This is a genomic window from Bradyrhizobium sp. 41S5, assembly GCF_011516665.3.
In the GTDB taxonomy this organism is placed as follows: Bacteria; Pseudomonadota; Alphaproteobacteria; order Rhizobiales; family Xanthobacteraceae; genus Bradyrhizobium; species Bradyrhizobium quebecense.
On sequence record NZ_CP083721.1, the window covers coordinates 1704036 to 1719986 of the forward strand.

Genomic DNA, 15951 nt, shown 5'->3' on the forward strand with positions numbered 1-15951 from the left:
GGCGCCGGCGTCCTTGATCTCCACCCTGTCCCTCCACTCCGGTCTCCTGCATGACGCTCGTCTCGATCCCCGCCAACCCGGTTCCGGACGACGTTGTCAGTGGCACCATCAAGACACCCGACGGGGCCGAGCTGCGCTTCGCGCGCTGGGCGCCGCCGCCCGGCCGCAAGGGCACGGTCTGCGTGTTCGGCGGACGCGGCGAGATGATCGAGAAATATTTCGAGACCGTGCGCGACCTGCGCGACCGCGGTTTTGCGGTGGCGATGATCGACTGGCGCGGGCAGGGGCATTCGTCGCGGCGGCTGCGCGATCCACGCAAGGGTTACGTGCGCGACTTCGCCGATTACGAGGTCGACGTCGAGACCTTCGTGCAGCAGGTGGTGCTGCCGGATTGCCCGCCGCCCTATTTCGCGCTGGCGCATTCGATGGGTGGCGCGGTGATGTTGCGGATCGCGCATGCCGGCAAGCGCTGGTTCGATCGCATGGTACTGTCGGCGCCGATGATCGACCTGCCGCGCGGGCGCGTGTCGTTCTTTCCAAGCGCGCTGCTCCGGATCATGCGACTGGCCGGGCAGGGCGGCCGCTACGTTCCGGGCAGCAGCGACGAACTGGTCGGCCTCGCGCCCTTCATTGGTAATCCCGTGACCAGCGACCCCGTGCGCCACGCGCGCAACGCGGCGATCCTGGAAGAAGATCCGACGCTCGGCATCGCTGCGCCGACGATCGCCTGGGCCGACACCGCATTCACCGCGATGCGCACTTTTCGCGGCATGTCGTATCCGTCCGAAATCCGCCAGCCGATCCTGATGCTGGCGGCGAGCAATGACGAGGTGGTGTCGACGGCGGCGATCGAGGAGTTCGCCTACCATTTGCGCGCCGGTTCGCATCTCGTGATCGCCGGCTCCAAGCACGAGATCCTGCAGGAGCAGGATCGCTACCGCGGGCAATTCTGGGCGGCGTTCGACGCCTTCGTGCCGGGCACGCCGCTGTTCAAGTGAACGATAGCGTTTTCGAGCGAAGTGGATACCGGTTCGCGTGAAGAAAACGCGTCAAAGAGAAATCTAAAGCGCGATGAGATCAGGTTGAATCGTCATCGCGCTTCAGCTTATTGTTTGAGCATGATCTTTTCGGAAAACCGCTTCACACTTTTCCGGATCATGCTCTAGCCCTGCAGCAGCGCGACGATCCGGTCGGGAAAGCGCTTTTCCACGAACAAGGTCCTGACCTCGGCGACGCTGAGGTAGCGGTCCTTGCCTTCGCCTTTGCCCATGATGTCGAGCAGCACCGGCCACTCGCCGAGCATCAGCAGCGGATAGTAGCAGTGCAGGATCGCGTAGGACGGCGGATGTTCGTCCTTGGCGCGCTGGAAGTTCGCCGCCATGAACGTCTTGATCTCGGAGGCCGACAGCCCGCGCTCGACGCTGCCGTCGGGGGCCTTGTGGTCCGTGCCGAAGGTGGCGAGCCGCGCGATCTCGTCCTCATGCACGACGGCATGCTGATCGAGGATGCGCGAGCCGGCGCCGTGCTTGTCGAGCGGGCCGTTGCGCAACTCGTCGAGGATCGCGCCCTGCAACAGGCTGCGAATCTGGCTGAACGGACCGATGCCGTTGGCCATCTGCGCGACCATGAAGATCTTGGCGCCGGCGCTGAGCGCCGGAAAGCCGGTCTTGCCGGTGGCGCGGTCGATGGTTTCGGTCAGCTTCGGCAGCGGCACGATATGGCCGCCGACATAGTCGCCGGCGACCAGCGCACGCAGGAACGGGCAGGGATTGTCAGGGGAAACCTGCGGGGCGGGTGCCGCGCTTGCAGCCGTATCGGACATCAATCCACATCCTGAAAAGCTTCTGCCTAAAAAGCATCCATTACCGGTGGATGAATTCGCTCAGGAATCAGCGGCGAATTTCGAGTTGTATGCAACCAGAGCGAGTTTGCCGAAGGGGAGGCCGGCTTTCAAGAGGCCTTCGCGATAGAGCGCAATGTCGGCCGGGTTCTTCCAGTGGAAATTGCGCAAATGACGTTCGACCGTGAGGTCGGGATGATTGGCGAGCAGCGCCTCGGCCGCCTGCGCGGCTTCGTCGGCGCGGCCGAGCTGGGCGAGCGCGGCGCTACGCACCGCCAGGCACTGCAGATGGTTCGGGTTGAGATACAGCCCCTCGCGCGACCATGACAGCGATGCGTCATATTGCCCGAGCAGATAATGGCTGAACGCGTTCAGCGCGGCCCATTGGTAGCGCGGGTCGCTGTTGCCGCGCTGAACCGCCGTCGAGAACAGATCGACCGCCTTGCGATGATCGCCGATCACCATATGGCAGATGCCAAGCACGCCGCGGGCGCCCATGTCGTAGGGGTTGAGCTCGATCGCCCGCTTGATGGCGTCCATCGCGGCTTCGTAATGGCCCTGCATCGCATGCAGATAGGCCAGCAGCGAAAATGCGAACGAGGAGCGCGGGTCGAGCCGGACGCTGCTCTCGGCCAGGCTGACCGACGAGGCCCACAATTCGCGCGTGCTTCGAATCCAGCCGAACTGGACACTCTGGATCTGGATCAGCGCGAGATAGGCGCGCGCGATCGACAACGCCGGGTCGAGCTCGATCGCCTCCTTGAACAGCGCGATCGCGGTTTCGCAATCGTCCTTGGTCTGGTGATAGTAGTGCGAAAGACCTTTCAGGAAGCGATCCCACGCGGTCAGTTCGGCGTTCGGCGAGCGCGCCGGTGCCGAGGCCTCGGCACGGTAGATCTCCTGGGCCACCGCGGCGGAGAGGTTGGCGGTGATCTCGTCCTGCATCGCGAACAGGTCGCCCATGTCGCGGTCGTAGCGGCCGGTCCACAGCTGCTCGCCCTTCTCGGGCGCGATCAGCTCGGCGGAGACGCGGATCTTGTTGCCGGCGCGGCGCACCGAGCCCTGGATCAGATAGCTCGCGTCGATTTCGCGCGCGATCAGGCGGGTCGAGACGTTCTTGCCCTTGTAGGCGAAGGTCGAGTTGCGGCTCAGCACGCGGTAGAAGGATTGCAGCGACAGCGCGTGGATCAGATCCTCGGTCAGGCCGTCGGAGAAATATTCGTCGGCGCCGCCGCTCAGGTTATCGAACGGCAGCACGCCGACGATCGCGGTCCGGTATTGCCCCGGCAGATGCGGGCCGTCATCCGGCGTCTTCTCCTGAAGATCGGATCCAGCCGGCGCCCAGGTCCAGACATGGACCGGTTCAGCGATGTTCTTGAAGCGGTGCGGGCCGGCATCGACCAGGGTGACGGCAAGCCGCCGCCCTGACTCGGTGCGGGCCTTGTCCGACACCGCGATGCCGCCGGGCACGGCGACGGTCTCGAGGCGCACCGCGATGTTGACGTCGTCGCCGAACACCTCGTCCTCGTCGGCCATGACGTCGCCCATGTGGACGCCCATCCGGAAGTGCATGGCGCGTTCGGCCGGCAGATGTTCGTTGCGCTCGGCCATCAGGGTCTGCATCGCGACAGCTGCCTCGATCGCGCCGATGATGCTCGGAAATTCCAGCAGGAAGCCGTCGCCGGTGTTTTTGACGATTCGGCCGCCATGGTTGAGGATGATCGGGTAGATCGCGCTGCGGTGCGCCTTGAACGAGGCATGCGTCCCCGCCTCGTCGACACCCATCATGCGGGAATAGCCGGCGATATCAGCGCAAAGAATGGCAGCGAGCCGTCTTTCCATATCTCCTGTGCCCTGGAATGGCCACTTAGCCTGGGTGACCGAATCCGATACTTACAAGACAGGCCGGGTCCGGCGGAAGCTCGGTTTACGGGCACCTATAATGCATAGTAGCAGGAATTGGCATGCGACCAACGGATCGTACAGTCCGTTTCTCTACTGAATTCGTGTGTCGCTGGGATGGCGCAGGTGGGCTGATCGTCCTTTCGGGTTCGTTACTTACATAGGTTAATGTGGGCGAGATGCTGGGAATTCACGAGCTTTGGCTGTTTGTCCTGTCCGGGCTGCTGCTCAATGTCACGCCGGGGCCGGATACCGCTTATATCATAGGGCGCACGATTCAGCACGGATGGCGCGGCGGCGCCGCTGCGGCGATCGGTATCAGCTGCGGCTGCCTAGTCCACGTGCTGGGCGCGGCGATCGGGCTGTCGGCGCTGCTGATGGCGTCATCGACCGCGTTCCTGGCCGTCAAGCTGATCGGCGCGGCCTATCTGGTGCTGACCGGGCTGCAGATGCTGCTGTCGCGCGCCAAGCCGATCGCTGACATCGCCGGGCAGGGCGACGAGACCTCGATCTCGCGTGTGTTCTGGCAGGGGGCGCTGACCAACATTCTGAATCCCAAGGTGGCGCTGTTCTTCCTGGCATTCCTGCCGCAATTCGTGGCGGCGGACTCAGCCCACAAGACGCTGGCCTTCCTGGTGCTCGGGCTGATCTTCATCACCGGCGGCACGCTGTGGTGTCTTGGCCTCGCGGCCTTTGCAGCGCGGGCTGCCGGCCGCATCCGGCAATCGACCGGCGTGATCGCCTGGATCAACCGTTCGCTCGGCGCGCTCTTCGTCTATCTCGGCGTCCGCGTCGCCATGCTGGAGGCGCGCTAGGTTCTCAGCCGTGGATCTTGAGCAGCGCGCTGCCGGCGAGATAGATGCCGAGCAGGATCATCGAGATCAGGAACCAGCGGCGGAAGACGTCGGGCTGCATCCGCGTGCGGACCGCCTGGCCGATGAACATGCCGGTGAACGACGTCACCATCGCCACCGCACCCGGCAGCGCGGTGGCCGCGGTCAGCAGGCCCGAGGCCGTGAGATTGAAGGCGAGTGCGATGGTCGCGGTGGTGAAGAAGACGCCGAGCGCCTGCACCAGTTCGTCCCGCTCCATGCCGATCGCCTGCATGAACGGCATCGAGGGAACGACCTGGACGCCGGTTGCCGCCGAGATCAGCCCGGTGATGACGCCGACGATGCCGCCGATCCATCTCTCGTGGCGCCGCGCGACCTTGAAGTTGAATCTGCTCAGGCCGACGATCGCGTAGATCACCAGCAGCGCGCCGAGCACGACGGTGCCGTAGGCCGCGTAAGGCCCAGTCAATAGTCCGGCATTGATCCAGATTCCAACGACGGTGCCGAGCATCAGCGGCCACAGCCGCTTGAGGATGTCGCGCAGATACGGGCCGACGAAGGTCTGCCAGATATTGGTGACGATCGCCGGCACGATCACGATCGCAATTGCCTGGCCCGGCGCCATCGTGGTTGCCAGCAGTCCCATCGCGACCGTCGGCAGACCGAGGCCGAGTGTCCCCTTGACGAAACCGGCGAGCAGAAAGGCGAAGGCGATGAAGATCAGGAGATGGTCGACCATGGCTGCACATTGACCGATCGAGCCGATCGGCACAATCTGGAGGTTACGGAGTTAGCCTTCGGATCACCCGAAGGGCGGAACGGGAAACGTTATGCGGTTCGACCTGATCGACTTGCAATTGTTCATCGCGGTGGCGGATGCACGCAGCATCACCCAGGGCGCGGCGCGCGCAAACCTTGCGCTAGCCTCGGCAAGCGAGCGAATCAAGGGCCTCGAGGAGGCGCTCGGCGTCGCGCTGCTCAAGCGCGGCCGTCGCGGCGTCGAACTGACGGCGGCGGGCGAGAGCCTGCTCGGTCACGCGCGGATCGTGATGCATAATGTCGAGGCCCTGCAGAGTGATCTCGCCGCCTATGCCAGCGGCGTCCGCGCCAATGTGCTGCTGCTCGCCAACACCTCGGGCCTGTCGGAGCATCTGCCGCGGGCGCTGGCGGCGTTCCTGCACGAACATCCCGATATCAGCGTCGACGTCGAGGAGCGCGAGAGCACCGATATCGCGACCGCGATCGCGAGCGGCGCCGCCGATCTCGGTTTCGCCGCCGAACACGCGCTGCCCGACAGCGTCGAGCGTTTCCTGTTCAGCGAGGACCGCCTGATGCTGGTGGCGTCGCGCCGCAGTAATCTCGGCGGCCGCCGCCAGATCGACTTCCAGGAGGTGGTCGGCCGCGATTTCGTCGGCCTCACGGCGACGTCGGCGCTGCAGGTCCATATTTCGCGACACGCGGCAAAGCTCGGGGCGCGGTTGCGCTTCCGCGCCCGCCTGCGCGGCTTCGACGCCATCTGCCAGATGGTCGCCGCCGATGTTGGCATCGCGGTGATCCCGGAAACCGCGGCGCGACGCTGCGCGGCGGCGATGCCGATCACGACGATCAGGATCCGCGACGCCTGGGCCAACCGCCGGTTGACGATCTGCGCGCGCAGCTTCAAGGCATTGCCGCGCGCGGCGAAGCAGCTGGTGGAATATCTGCGGGCCGAAGCGCAGCGCTGACGAAGCCGAGGAGACTGCAATGCTCAGGGTCTGGGGACGGCGCAGTTCGTTCAACATGCAGAAGGTGATGTGGCTGATCGGCGAGCTCGATCTGGCGCATGAGCACATCGATGCCGGCGGCGCGTTCGGCGGGCTCGACTGGTCTTGCTTCGCCGTCGCCGCGCCGGCGTCCTGAATCACCTTTGCCCGTTTCTTGATGTCGGCGGCGATGAAGTCGCGAAAGTGCTCCGGTGTCGCCGACCAGCGTCACCGGTGCGAGATCCTTCAGCGTGTCGTAGGCGACCTTTTCATGCTCGGGCTGATCGCCAGCGCGCCGGCGCTCGCGATCGCAACCGTGTAGCCGTCGGGTGCGGCCTTGGCGACCGCATCGGTGCCGAGCACGCCGCCCTGGCCGGCGCGGTTGTCGACGATGATCGGTTGCTTCACCAGTTCCGAGATCTTCTGCCCGATCACCCGCGCGATGATGTCGTTCGGCCCGCAGGGCGGGAACGGCACGATCACCCGGATCGGCTTGGTCGGGAACTGCTGGGCGCTGGCGGTGACGGGCGCGAGAAGCAGGAGAATGGCTGCCAGCAGCCTGCCGCACATCGTCATGTCGCCCGTCCCTGACTTTTCTCGTTGCCATCAGGATGGGCGCAGATCAATCGCCCGGCAACTCAAGAAATCAGGCGGAGCAAGGATCAGGCGTTGAGCAGCTTCATCGCGGCTTCGTGCACGCGCGGGTCACCGGCTGCGATGATGCGGCCGCCGCCTTGCGCCGGCTTGCCGTCCCAGGTGGTGACGACGCCGCCGGCGCCGGTGACGATCGGGATCAGGCCGGCAATGTCGTAGGGTTTCAGCTCGGTCTCGACCACGAGGTCGAGATGGCCGGCCGCGAGCATGCAATAGGAGTAGCAGTCGCCGCCGTAGCGCGACAGGCGCGCCGCTTGCTCGACGCGGCCGAAGCGGGCGCGGTCATCCGGATTCATCAGCAGCGGGCTGGTGGTGAAGACGGTCGCCTCCTTCAGCGAGGCGCAGCGCCGCACCGAGAGCCGCCGCTCGCCCGACGGCCCGGAGTAATGTGCCGAGCCGTTGTCGCCGGAGAAGCGCTCGCCGATATAGGGCTGGTGCATCATGCCAAATACCGGCGTACCTTTGTGCAGCAGCGCGATCAGCGTGCCCCAGATCGGAAAGCCGGCGATGAACGACTTCGTGCCGTCGATCGGATCGAGCACCCAGACATAGTCGGCGTCCTGGCGCTCATTGCCGAATTCTTCGCCGACAATGCCGTGCTGGGGGAAGTTCGCCTTGATCAGCCGCCGCATCACGGCTTCGGCGGCCCGGTCCGCCTCGGTGACCGGATCGAAATCGCTCGAGCTCTTGTTGTCGACCGAGAGCGAGGTGCGGAAGAAAGGCAGGATGGTTTCGCCGGATGCGGTCGCGAGGCGGCCGATGAAGGCGGTAAAGTCGATGACCGTCACGGCATGTCCCTGAAATGCGCAAACGACGCGATGGATACCGGATGTGCTCTTGCCTAGCTTAATCCCATGCGGCGCGCACGATTAACGGAGTGTTATCCCAGCCTGATGATGCGGTTCCGGACTTTCGATTTGGCTTCGATTCGAAAGTCTCCCTGGCTTCGGGGCGGATCACGAAGTTGCGAGTTCTGGTATACAAGCTATGCGCTGAACGCTGCCCGATCTCGATTTCTCGTGTAAGACATTGATATTAAACACCTTAATTTGGCCCGCGGGCCGTGTTGCAGTTTCGCCAGACTTACCAACATTACAGAAGAAATGTTTCGAAAGTTCTTGCGTTTTGTGCGGCGCGGTCGCATATTGTTGCGGTGCGGTAGCGCCTCGCGCTATCGCTGCCCTCCTTGGGCGTTTCCTCCCTAGACTTGGGCCGCTTGTTCATTCAAGCGGCCCTTTTTTCTTTGGGGCCGTCATTTCCGCGAGTGAACTGAGAATCCTATTCGGCGCCTATCGCGTCGCCAATTTGAATTCCCGGTTCATGACTTGCGGCACCACGGGTGCCCGACGAAGAATCTACTCCGCGGCCGCCTGGAACGGGCCGAGATCCCCGAACGGAATTTTTGCAAGCGCATCCGCGAGCGACGCAAAGTCGGCCGCCACCTGGGCGAAGCGCGGTCCGCGCTCGCGTTGGCGCTCATCCATATAGACCGCTCGGTTGAGCTCGATCTGCACGGTGTGCAGGCCGCTCGCCGGGTTGCCGTAATGCTCGGTGATGAAGCCGCCGGCATAGGGCTTGTTGCGACCGATCGAATAGCCGAGCGAGCTCATCATCTCCTCGACCAGATCGGGCAGCAGCGGCGCGCAGCTCGTGCCGTAGCGGTCGCCGATCACGACGTCGGGCCGGCGCGGCTCGTCGCGCGAGACCCCGACCGACGGCATCGAATGGCAATCGACCAAAATCACGGCACCGAACGCCTGGTGCGCCTTGTTGATCAGCCGGCGCAGTGCGCGGTGATAAGGCTTGTAGAGCACCTCGATCCGCCGCAGCGCCTCGTCGACGTCGAGCCGCTCGCGGTAGATCTCCTGGCCGTCGCCGACCACGCGCGGGATGGTGCCGAGGCCGCCGGCCACCCGCATCGAGCGCGTGTTGGCAAAGCTCGGCAGCCGCCCGGTGAACATGCGCGGGTCGAGCTCATAGGGCTCGCGGTTCACGTCGACATAGGAACGCGGGAAGTTGACCCGGATGATCGGAAAGCCGCGATCGCTCAATCCAGCGATCAATTCGTCCATGAAGGAGTCTTCGGAGCGGCGCAGCGCCGCCACGTCGATTCGCGACGCCTCGAGGAACTCGGCCGGGTAGGCCGAGCCCGAATGCGGGGAATTGAAGATGATCGGCGCACGCCAGGCCTGCGGCTCAACGATCTCGAACGGGGGCGACAACTCGCCAGCAAATTCGGTCATTCCCTTGGCGCCGTCCCTTGCGTCCGCCTCGCCCAGCAAGAACTGATTCTGCCGGAAAGGCGGAGATTTATGGGCGGGCATTGTCGGTAATCGCGATCATTCTGCCAAGTGAAAAGAGTGTGGCGCGGGCTGAAACGCGTCTTAAAGGCGGAAAATGCCGCACAAGGTTGATTCGATGCGTGGTTCGGTCCACAAATGGCTGGCGCGCATTTGCCGCTGGCTTGACGCAAATTTCACCCGAAATTTACCGTCTGTCGGGCTTACTGTTCGGACTGCTCCTCAAGCCGGATTCGACGATCCCTGCCATGCCGAAAATTCTTCTCGCCGAAGACGACACCGATATGCGCCGCTTTCTGGTCAAGGCACTGGAAAATGCAGGTTTCAAGGTCTCGCCGCACGACAACGGCATGTCGGCCTATCAGCGGCTGCGTGAGGAGCCGTTCGAAATGCTGCTCACCGACATCGTGATGCCCGAGATGGACGGCATCGAGCTGGCGCGCCGTGCCTCGGAACTCGATCCCGACATCAAGATCATGTTCATCACCGGCTTTGCCGCGGTGGCCCTCAATTCCGATTCGGAGGCGCCGAAAAACGCCAAGGTGCTGTCCAAACCCGTGCACCTCCGGGAATTGGTTAGCGAAGTGAATAAGTTGCTGGCGGCCTGATTCGCCAAAAAACCTTCACTTTGTATCCTTGCCTGCCCCGCCGGTGTCCGTTATAGGGACCCGATCCAAACATGGCTTTGGGTGCGTAGCTCAGCGGGAGAGCACTACCTTGACATGGTAGGGGTCACAGGTTCGATCCCTGTCGCACCCACCACGCTTCGCCCTGACGGGCTTCGCGTGGCGCAGCCACGCGGAGACCTTCAGGTCGAAGCGTGTCCGGCGTAGCTTGAGTTTGCGAAAGCGAAGACGGACCGTCGCCGCAAGCAAGCTGGTCCTATCGTTGCGCAGCGAGAGAAGGATGCCGCGCCGAAGCCCAAAGGGCGAAGGCGGGCCTTTGGCCGCGAGCTATGGCTCGGCAAGCCACGCTTCGCCATGACGACGGGGCTTCTGATTCAAACCGTCAAACAGCTTGTCCGGTGTCATCTCCCGCGCATGCGAGTGATCTAAAATTCCAGAGACGCCAGTGCTTGAATCGAGAGGCCGCGGCTTCTCCCGCCGTCGTCCCTGCGAAAGCAGGGACCCATACTCCGCAGCGGATATTGTGAAGGTGACTCGTCGTTCCGGCATCGCCCAGCAACAGCCATTCGTGGTTGGGTCCCTGCCTTCGCAGGGACGACATCGAGATTGTGGGCGCGATCGGTGAGTCATACATCCGCGTTCTCGCGACATGATTTGTCCGAGTCTTGCCTTTCGTCTCGCTCGCTCTCTCTCTTGAAGATAGCGCGGGGAACGCCGGGTGCCGATCGCACCCACAAGGCGGGTCAGTACTGCAGGTTCCTGCCGCTCCAGGGTGAGGGCCGCGCCGGCGCGGCCGCGGCACCGACCAGCGGACGCCGATTCCAGTCCAGCACGGAGTCGCTGTGCAGCTGCTCGACGACCCAGAGGAAATAAACCGAGGCGGGAATGCCGATCAGGTCGAAGACGAGCATCGATCCGCTGCCGTGAGTCGTCGCGTCAATGAGATGGATCAGCGCGCAGGAGAAGAAGACGCCCGCCAGTGCGGCCCCCGACAGCGACCAGACACCGGTCGCCAGATAGCGGCGCACCTGATGGTCAGCCAGATACCAGCCGACCAGGCCATAGGTCACGGTGACGAACACATTGGCGTAGAACGTCGCCGAGGCAACGTCGATCCAGGTGCTCGGAGACGCCACACGCGCGGCAAGATCGGCCGACGTGCAAAGGAACGGGATGTTTGCGCCGGGCTGGGCCATCGCCCAGGCCGCCAGCCAGCCTGCCGTGATGGCGAAGCCGCCGACCAGCAACATCGCGCGATGCGGCGAGAGGGCGATCAATCGCTCGCCCTGGCCACCCAATATCGTCTCGAACCGCAGGAACACAAATGTCAAACCTGCCGGCAGCCCGAGCAGGGTGACGGCGAGCATCGACCAGGACACGCTTTCGCCCTGCAGCACCTGGAAGCCGTGCACCAGATGATGCGGGCCGCAGCTTGCAGCCATCATCGAAAATCCGATGCCGAAGCGGGACCAGCCGCGGTATCGATGCAGGCTGACCGTCTCCCAGGCCGACAACAACCCAAGGCCGGCGTAAGCCAGCCCGATCGCCAGATTGCTGAGACCGATGGCGAGATACATCATCGCGAGACCGTCGCCTTGGTGCCCATGGGAGCCCCGATGTGATCGAGGAATTCGTCGATGAAATAGTGATGGCCGCGCCGCACCGGTCCTTCCACCGGCTGCGCGGCGTGCAGCGCGCGTCCCGAACTCGGATGCCAGAGTGCCCTGGTCAGCATCGGCGCAATCTGTTCGGCGGCAACCGGCCGCGAAAAGAAATAGCCCTGGGCAACGTCGCAACCCATGCGGAGCAGCATTGCGGCCTGCTCACTTCGTTCGACGCCCTCGGCGATGGTGTGCTTGCCCATCGCGTAGGCGAGGCTCAGGATCGACGATACGATCGCCGTATCGCCGGGCTCGCTGCTGAGACCGTCGATGAAGCTGCGGTCGATCTTCAGGACTTCGGCCGGCATGTCGCGAAGGCGCGACAGCGATGAGTGCTCAGTGCCGAAGTCGTCGATCGCGACGAACACGCCGAGCTGCCGGATCTGATCGAGCACCTGGACGACCTCCTCCGGGGCGCTCATCATGACGCTTTCGGTGATTTCGAGACACAGGGCGGTCGGATCGACATTGGTGGTGGCGAGAGTCCGGCGGAGATCCTGGATGAAGGTCGGCTCCGCGAGCTCGCGCGGCGACACGTTCACGGTCATGGCCAGCGGGCAGCCCGGCATCAGCCTCGTCCACTCGGCGAGCTGGCGACAGGATTCCTGCAGCACCTGCCGTCCGATCTTGACGATGAGCCCGCATTCCTCGGCGACGGGGATGAAGTCGGCGGGCGAGATGATGCCGCGCTCGGGATGTCGCCAGCGCACCAGCGCCTCGACGCCGACGACGCGTCCATCTTTCAGGCGGACCTGCGGCTGATACTCCACGAACAGCTGCGATTCCCGTAGCGCCGCCCGCAAATCGGATTCGATTTGAACGCGCTTCTCGGCGCGAGCATGCAGCTCGTCGTTGAACTCGGCCAATCGGGCACGGCCACGAACCTTTGCCGCGTAGAGTGCGGTGTCCGCCTCGCGCAGCAATTGTTCGGCGCACTTCGTGCCGGGCTTGCAGTGCGCGAGCCCCACGCTTGCCGATACCACGACTTCCTTGCCGGAGAGCAGGATCGGCTCCGCCAGCGCCGCAAGGATCCGCCTGCCGAGTTCCGCTCCGGAGGAGTCCGAGGCGCGCGGATGGAGAACGACCATCTCGTCGCCGCCGAACCGGCTCGCCGTATCGTCCGGTCCGAGACAGCCAAGGATGCGGCGGGCCATTTCGGACAGCACCTCGTCGCCGCTGCTATGGCCGAGTGAATCGTTGACGAGCTTGAAGTTGTCGAGATCGACGAACAGAACCGCGATCCGCGCGCCGTCATCGGCCTCGCGCGCCAGCTCACGATCCAGCCGCTCGAGCAGCAGGCTGCGCGTCGGAAGTCCGGTCAGCTGATCATGAGCGGCCGTGTGCATCAGGCGTGCAATGACGCCGCGCAGGCGCTCGACCTCCGGGTTTGTTCCGACCGACGGAACGGCGGGATCGCGCTCAACGCCCGAATGCTGTTCCCTGATTGCAGTTCCGAGCCGTATTGGGATATTCGGCCGCAGCCCAGCCATTCCCGTCCCCACTATAATATCCGGTGACGGTAGGCAGCTTGGAGTTTGCAAAAGGTTGCGTGAAGGCTGCCCGCGACTTTTGCCCGATAACGATTTGCAAGATGGTTACAAATCTACGACAGGCGCGCGGCCCATTTGCTGCGACTTTCGTCGAGGGCCAAATAGCCGCCGTGCCGACGCATGATTATTCCGAACGGGCGCCGGGCGCGGCACGCCTCCCCGGTGAGAACCCCAGTGCTGCCGGGAGCCATGGAAGGCGGCTTGGACGGTGGACTCGTGCGGTCGGGCAAATCGGTGATCCGCATCTCGACGATCACGGCGCCCCGGGGCAATAAAGGGTGCGGAGCACAGGTTGCACAGGGCTCCTGGCGCGATCATGGAAGGCCAAAGGAGACGTCGCAGTGCTCGATCATATCCTGAAGTTCATGACGCTCGGGACCATCATCGTCGGCGTCACTGCGATCTACACGGCGCTGCACACCAACAACCGGCGTCTGGGAGCCGACATCTTCCTGAGATATTCCGAGCGCATATCCGATCTTCGGCGTCGCCTGCCAACGGCGGCGTTCCATGATGAGGGCGCCGGCGACGCCATTGAGATGACGCCGGATGAGCGCCGAATTGTACATGAAGTCATCTTCTCGATCTTCGAGCTCTATGAGCTGAAGGTGCATGGCTTCGTTCCGCCGGGAATCTGGAAGATCAGGGAGCCCGACATCGAACGGGTGCTCTCGCTGCCGGTCTTCCAGCAGGAGTTGGCGGTCGTGCAAGGCAGGTTCGCGAAGCATCCGCGCTTTGCGGCATGGCTCGACCGGATCGGGCAAGTCAAGGCATAGCCGGGCGGCGCCCGATCGAGGAACGCAGGCTGCGCCGCTGGTGTTGCAGGTGCCGGCGATCAGGCTCGCCCCGCCGGCATAGCAGGCGTGCTCACCGACGAATATGGTGAGCCGTTGTTACTTTCGTCATCTCGACGTTCTAATGAAAATGCCGCAGCGTGCCACAACATGTGCGCCTCGTGCGGCGCGCGTGTTCCGTTCCCATCGATCGCATTCAGTTTGAACGTGGTGGAATGCCGCATGATTAGGCAAGCGTCTTCAGGCGCGGTCGACGCGAATCCTGTGCGCGGGATTCGCGATGTGTCATGTACCGTGCTTAAGTTGCTGCGCTCTCGCGACGTTCATTTCGTCCCAGCGCGAAGATCGAGAAAATTTTCTGAAGACTCGGCGACGATGCGTTGCCCGATCGCATCGCATGAACGCAATGTCGGATTTCTTCACGGCGTACGTTGCTGCCGCTCTGGTTCTCGCTCAGATTGTTCTCTAGATCAGTCAGACCGACTCGGCGACGGAGCTTCCGGGCCGAGTCCGGCGACGACGCGACAATGATGAATGCCATGTGTGAGCACGACTGCCGCAGGACCCGTCGGCCCTATCAGGAGCGGCCGGCGTAAGCGGGTGATGTCCGCATCCGAAAATGCTGCTTCTCTGTCCGCCAGAAGTTCGCCTGCCCGTCAGTGGCCGGCGACGCAACCTTGGGAATGCGCCCCCGTTGAGACGACGTTCGTCGTTCGCGACAACGGGGCACGGAATGACATGCCAGAAGACGACAATGCGCCGGCGAGCGCCGCCAAGCTCCTCGAACAAGTTCCCCTGCCACGCGAGCCCCGTAACATCAGGGACATAGTCCCGGCGGTACCGCGGCTTTTCACGACACGGCCTTATCCGCCATCGGAGCAGTTCGAGGTCTGGAAAACGCGCATGGCCTCGCTGATCGACGTCGCGCTGCCGGACGACCACGACCCTGCACAGGGGTTCGAGGTGGAGTATCTGACCTGCAACATGGCCGATGTCGTCTTCACATCCGGACGCATTGCCGCTCAAACATTCGCGCGCGCAGCCGAGCCGTCGCAAGGCGCGCCGGTCGATATCTGGTGGCTGTTCCGGGTGCGCTCCGGCGAAGCCCGCTTCCAAACCGCAGGCCGGCGGATTCAGGCCGGGCCCGGCGCGATGTTCCTGATCTCGCTCGACGACGATTTCCGTGGCAGCATCACGGACTATGATGGCCTGGTGCTGGCTCTGCCGCGCAGGTCATTCTTGGAGGTCGCCGATCAACTCAACGACGCCTGCAATATCCTGCTCTCAGGCAATCTGATCGAACTGTTGACCGATTATCTCGACAGACTCGAAACGCGCGTCGTCCTGATGTCCCCTGAGGAACTGCGGCAGGCAGGGCGAGCGACCGCGCAGATGATCGCCGCATGCGTTCAGCTGTCCTCGGACCGCCTGCAGCAGGCGCGCGGTGCAATCGAATCGGTGCTGTTCGAGCGTGCACGTCTCTATATTGAGACGCATCTCGGCGACTTCGATCTGACCCCGGATCGCATTGCGCAGCAATTGCGGATTTCGCGCTCTGCCCTCTACCGTGCATTCGAGAGCGTCGGCGGCGTCGCCGGTTACATCCTGCGCAAGCGGTTGCGTGCGGCGCAGGCAGAACTCGTCGCGTCCAACGACAGGCAGGTGCAGGAGATCGCCTATCGTCATGGCTTCAAGCTGGCGTCGGATTTCACCCGCGCGTTTCGCCGCGAATTCGGCGTCAGTCCGCGCGAGATGCGTGAACGCGTGCGCCGCAGATCAACTGCCGGTTGAAGATGTGTGGAATACCCCACGGTGCATCGAGCAAATCGTTCAACTTGTGAGACGATCTGCGCGCTATTTGGACGGCCTGCTGAGTGACGTTGTCAAATATGTGTCTATCATTTTTGATATGACGACTCGGGGCACATTGATGGGGCAGTCGGGCGAGCGCTGGGTGGCAAGATGCGCTCGTTGAGTTCGACACATCGTTGGCCAGGACCGGAAGGCCGGCGCAGGTTGCGCGGTCCTCATATCTCCACGTGTGGTCCC

General features: G+C 63.6%; 14 protein-coding genes, 1 tRNA gene and 1 pseudogene. 8 read left to right on the plus strand and 8 right to left on the minus strand.

Features of this window, described 5'->3' with window-relative positions:
* The first annotated feature begins 50 nt into the window (after window positions 1–50).
* Window positions 51–998: an alpha/beta fold hydrolase gene (locus HAP47_RS07995; protein WP_173638714.1), complete on the plus strand. Its 948-nt coding sequence runs from the start codon at window positions 51–53 to the stop codon at window positions 996–998.
* A 164-nt stretch (window positions 999–1162) separates the two neighbouring features.
* Here HAP47_RS07995 and HAP47_RS08000 read toward each other — a convergent pair whose 3' ends face one another.
* Complete coding sequence (locus HAP47_RS08000; protein ID WP_173638713.1) at window positions 1163–1822, minus strand: hypothetical protein; 660 nt, start codon at window positions 1820–1822, stop codon at window positions 1163–1165.
* A gap of 60 nt (window positions 1823–1882) precedes the next feature.
* The gene (locus tag HAP47_RS08005) at window positions 1883–3682 is read right to left on the minus strand and encodes an adenylate/guanylate cyclase domain-containing protein (RefSeq protein WP_173638712.1); all 1800 of its coding nucleotides are present in this window, start codon (window positions 3680–3682) and stop codon (window positions 1883–1885) included.
* Between the two features lie 239 nt (window positions 3683–3921).
* On the opposite strand from HAP47_RS08005, the gene HAP47_RS08010 reads away from it, so the two are divergent.
* On the plus strand, window positions 3922–4557 hold the full coding sequence (locus tag HAP47_RS08010; RefSeq protein WP_173638711.1) for a LysE family translocator: 636 nt from the start codon (window positions 3922–3924) through the stop codon (window positions 4555–4557).
* 4 nt (window positions 4558–4561) lie between these two features.
* Here HAP47_RS08010 and HAP47_RS08015 read toward each other — a convergent pair whose 3' ends face one another.
* Window positions 4562–5314: a sulfite exporter TauE/SafE family protein gene (locus tag HAP47_RS08015; RefSeq protein WP_173638710.1), complete on the minus strand. Its 753-nt coding sequence runs from the start codon at window positions 5312–5314 to the stop codon at window positions 4562–4564.
* A gap of 91 nt (window positions 5315–5405) precedes the next feature.
* Between HAP47_RS08015 and HAP47_RS08020 the strand changes: the two genes are divergently transcribed.
* Window positions 5406–6299: a LysR family transcriptional regulator gene (locus tag HAP47_RS08020; protein WP_173638709.1), complete on the plus strand. Its 894-nt coding sequence runs from the start codon at window positions 5406–5408 to the stop codon at window positions 6297–6299.
* A 19-nt stretch (window positions 6300–6318) separates the two neighbouring features.
* A complete protein-coding gene (locus HAP47_RS08025) occupies window positions 6319–6474 on the plus strand; it encodes a hypothetical protein (protein WP_210285734.1) in 156 nt (51 codons plus the stop codon).
* Between the two features lie 63 nt (window positions 6475–6537).
* On the opposite strand, the pseudogene HAP47_RS08030 reads toward HAP47_RS08025, so the two are convergent.
* The 3 genes and pseudogenes from HAP47_RS08030 to HAP47_RS08040 all read right to left on the minus strand — a co-directional run.
* A pseudogene (locus tag HAP47_RS08030) lies at window positions 6538–6893 on the minus strand (Bug family tripartite tricarboxylate transporter substrate binding protein); the annotation flags it as partial.
* Window positions 6894–6979: 86 nt separating this feature from the next.
* Window positions 6980–7759 carry a histidinol-phosphatase gene (gene hisN / locus HAP47_RS08035; protein WP_173638708.1) on the minus strand — a complete coding sequence of 260 codons (780 nt, stop codon included), beginning with the start codon at window positions 7757–7759 and terminating at the stop codon, window positions 6980–6982.
* Window positions 7760–8326: 567 nt separating this feature from the next.
* Window positions 8327–9214, minus strand: coding sequence for an N-formylglutamate amidohydrolase (locus HAP47_RS08040; RefSeq protein ID WP_173638707.1), 888 nt, complete (start codon window positions 9212–9214; stop codon window positions 8327–8329).
* 305 nt (window positions 9215–9519) lie between these two features.
* Between HAP47_RS08040 and cpdR the strand changes: the two genes are divergently transcribed.
* The gene (gene cpdR, locus HAP47_RS08045; protein ID WP_092123795.1) at window positions 9520–9879 is read left to right on the plus strand and encodes a cell cycle two-component system response regulator CpdR; all 360 of its coding nucleotides are present in this window, start codon (window positions 9520–9522) and stop codon (window positions 9877–9879) included.
* Between the two features lie 79 nt (window positions 9880–9958).
* Window positions 9959–10033 (plus strand) — tRNA-Val (locus HAP47_RS08050).
* A gap of 607 nt (window positions 10034–10640) precedes the next feature.
* Here HAP47_RS08050 and HAP47_RS08055 read toward each other — a convergent pair.
* Window positions 10641–11477, minus strand: a complete 837-nt coding sequence (locus HAP47_RS08055) for a hypothetical protein (RefSeq protein ID WP_173638706.1) — start codon at window positions 11475–11477, stop codon at window positions 10641–10643.
* Window positions 11474–13048: a putative bifunctional diguanylate cyclase/phosphodiesterase gene (locus HAP47_RS08060; protein ID WP_173638705.1), complete on the minus strand. Its 1575-nt coding sequence runs from the start codon at window positions 13046–13048 to the stop codon at window positions 11474–11476. Before HAP47_RS08060 ends, HAP47_RS08055 begins: the two co-directional genes overlap by 4 nt.
* Before the next feature lie 401 nt (window positions 13049–13449).
* Here HAP47_RS08060 and HAP47_RS08065 point away from each other — a divergent pair, with 401 nt between their 5' ends.
* Window positions 13450–13884 (plus strand): hypothetical protein, encoded by a 435-nt coding sequence (locus tag HAP47_RS08065; protein WP_173638704.1) that lies wholly within the window; start codon window positions 13450–13452, stop codon window positions 13882–13884.
* Window positions 13885–14445: 561 nt separating this feature from the next.
* Entirely contained in the window at window positions 14446–15693 is a 1248-nt protein-coding gene (locus HAP47_RS08070) for a helix-turn-helix domain-containing protein (RefSeq protein ID WP_231168802.1), read from the plus strand.
* The last annotated feature ends 258 nt before the right edge of the window (window positions 15694–15951 follow it).

Bases quoted from the DNA above. Each gene is read 5' to 3' on its own strand.
- HAP47_RS07995 (WP_173638714.1), top strand. From the start codon at position 51: ATGACGCTCGTCTCGATCCCCGCCAACCCGGTTCCGGACGACGTTGTC.
- HAP47_RS08000 (WP_173638713.1), bottom strand. From the start codon at position 1,822: ATGTCCGATACGGCTGCAAGCGCGGCACCCGCCCCGCAGGTTTCCCCT.
- HAP47_RS08005 (WP_173638712.1), bottom strand. From the start codon at position 3,682: ATGGAAAGACGGCTCGCTGCCATTCTTTGCGCTGATATCGCCGGCTAT.
- HAP47_RS08010 (WP_173638711.1), top strand. From the start codon at position 3,922: ATGCTGGGAATTCACGAGCTTTGGCTGTTTGTCCTGTCCGGGCTGCTG.
- HAP47_RS08015 (WP_173638710.1), bottom strand. From the start codon at position 5,314: ATGGTCGACCATCTCCTGATCTTCATCGCCTTCGCCTTTCTGCTCGCC.
- HAP47_RS08020 (WP_173638709.1), top strand. From the start codon at position 5,406: ATGCGGTTCGACCTGATCGACTTGCAATTGTTCATCGCGGTGGCGGAT.
- HAP47_RS08025 (WP_210285734.1), top strand. From the start codon at position 6,319: ATGCTCAGGGTCTGGGGACGGCGCAGTTCGTTCAACATGCAGAAGGTG.
- HAP47_RS08040 (WP_173638707.1), bottom strand. From the start codon at position 9,214: ATGACCGAATTTGCTGGCGAGTTGTCGCCCCCGTTCGAGATCGTTGAG.
- cpdR (WP_092123795.1), top strand. From the start codon at position 9,520: ATGCCGAAAATTCTTCTCGCCGAAGACGACACCGATATGCGCCGCTTT.
- HAP47_RS08055 (WP_173638706.1), bottom strand. From the start codon at position 11,477: ATGATGTATCTCGCCATCGGTCTCAGCAATCTGGCGATCGGGCTGGCT.
- HAP47_RS08060 (WP_173638705.1), bottom strand. From the start codon at position 13,048: ATGGCTGGGCTGCGGCCGAATATCCCAATACGGCTCGGAACTGCAATC.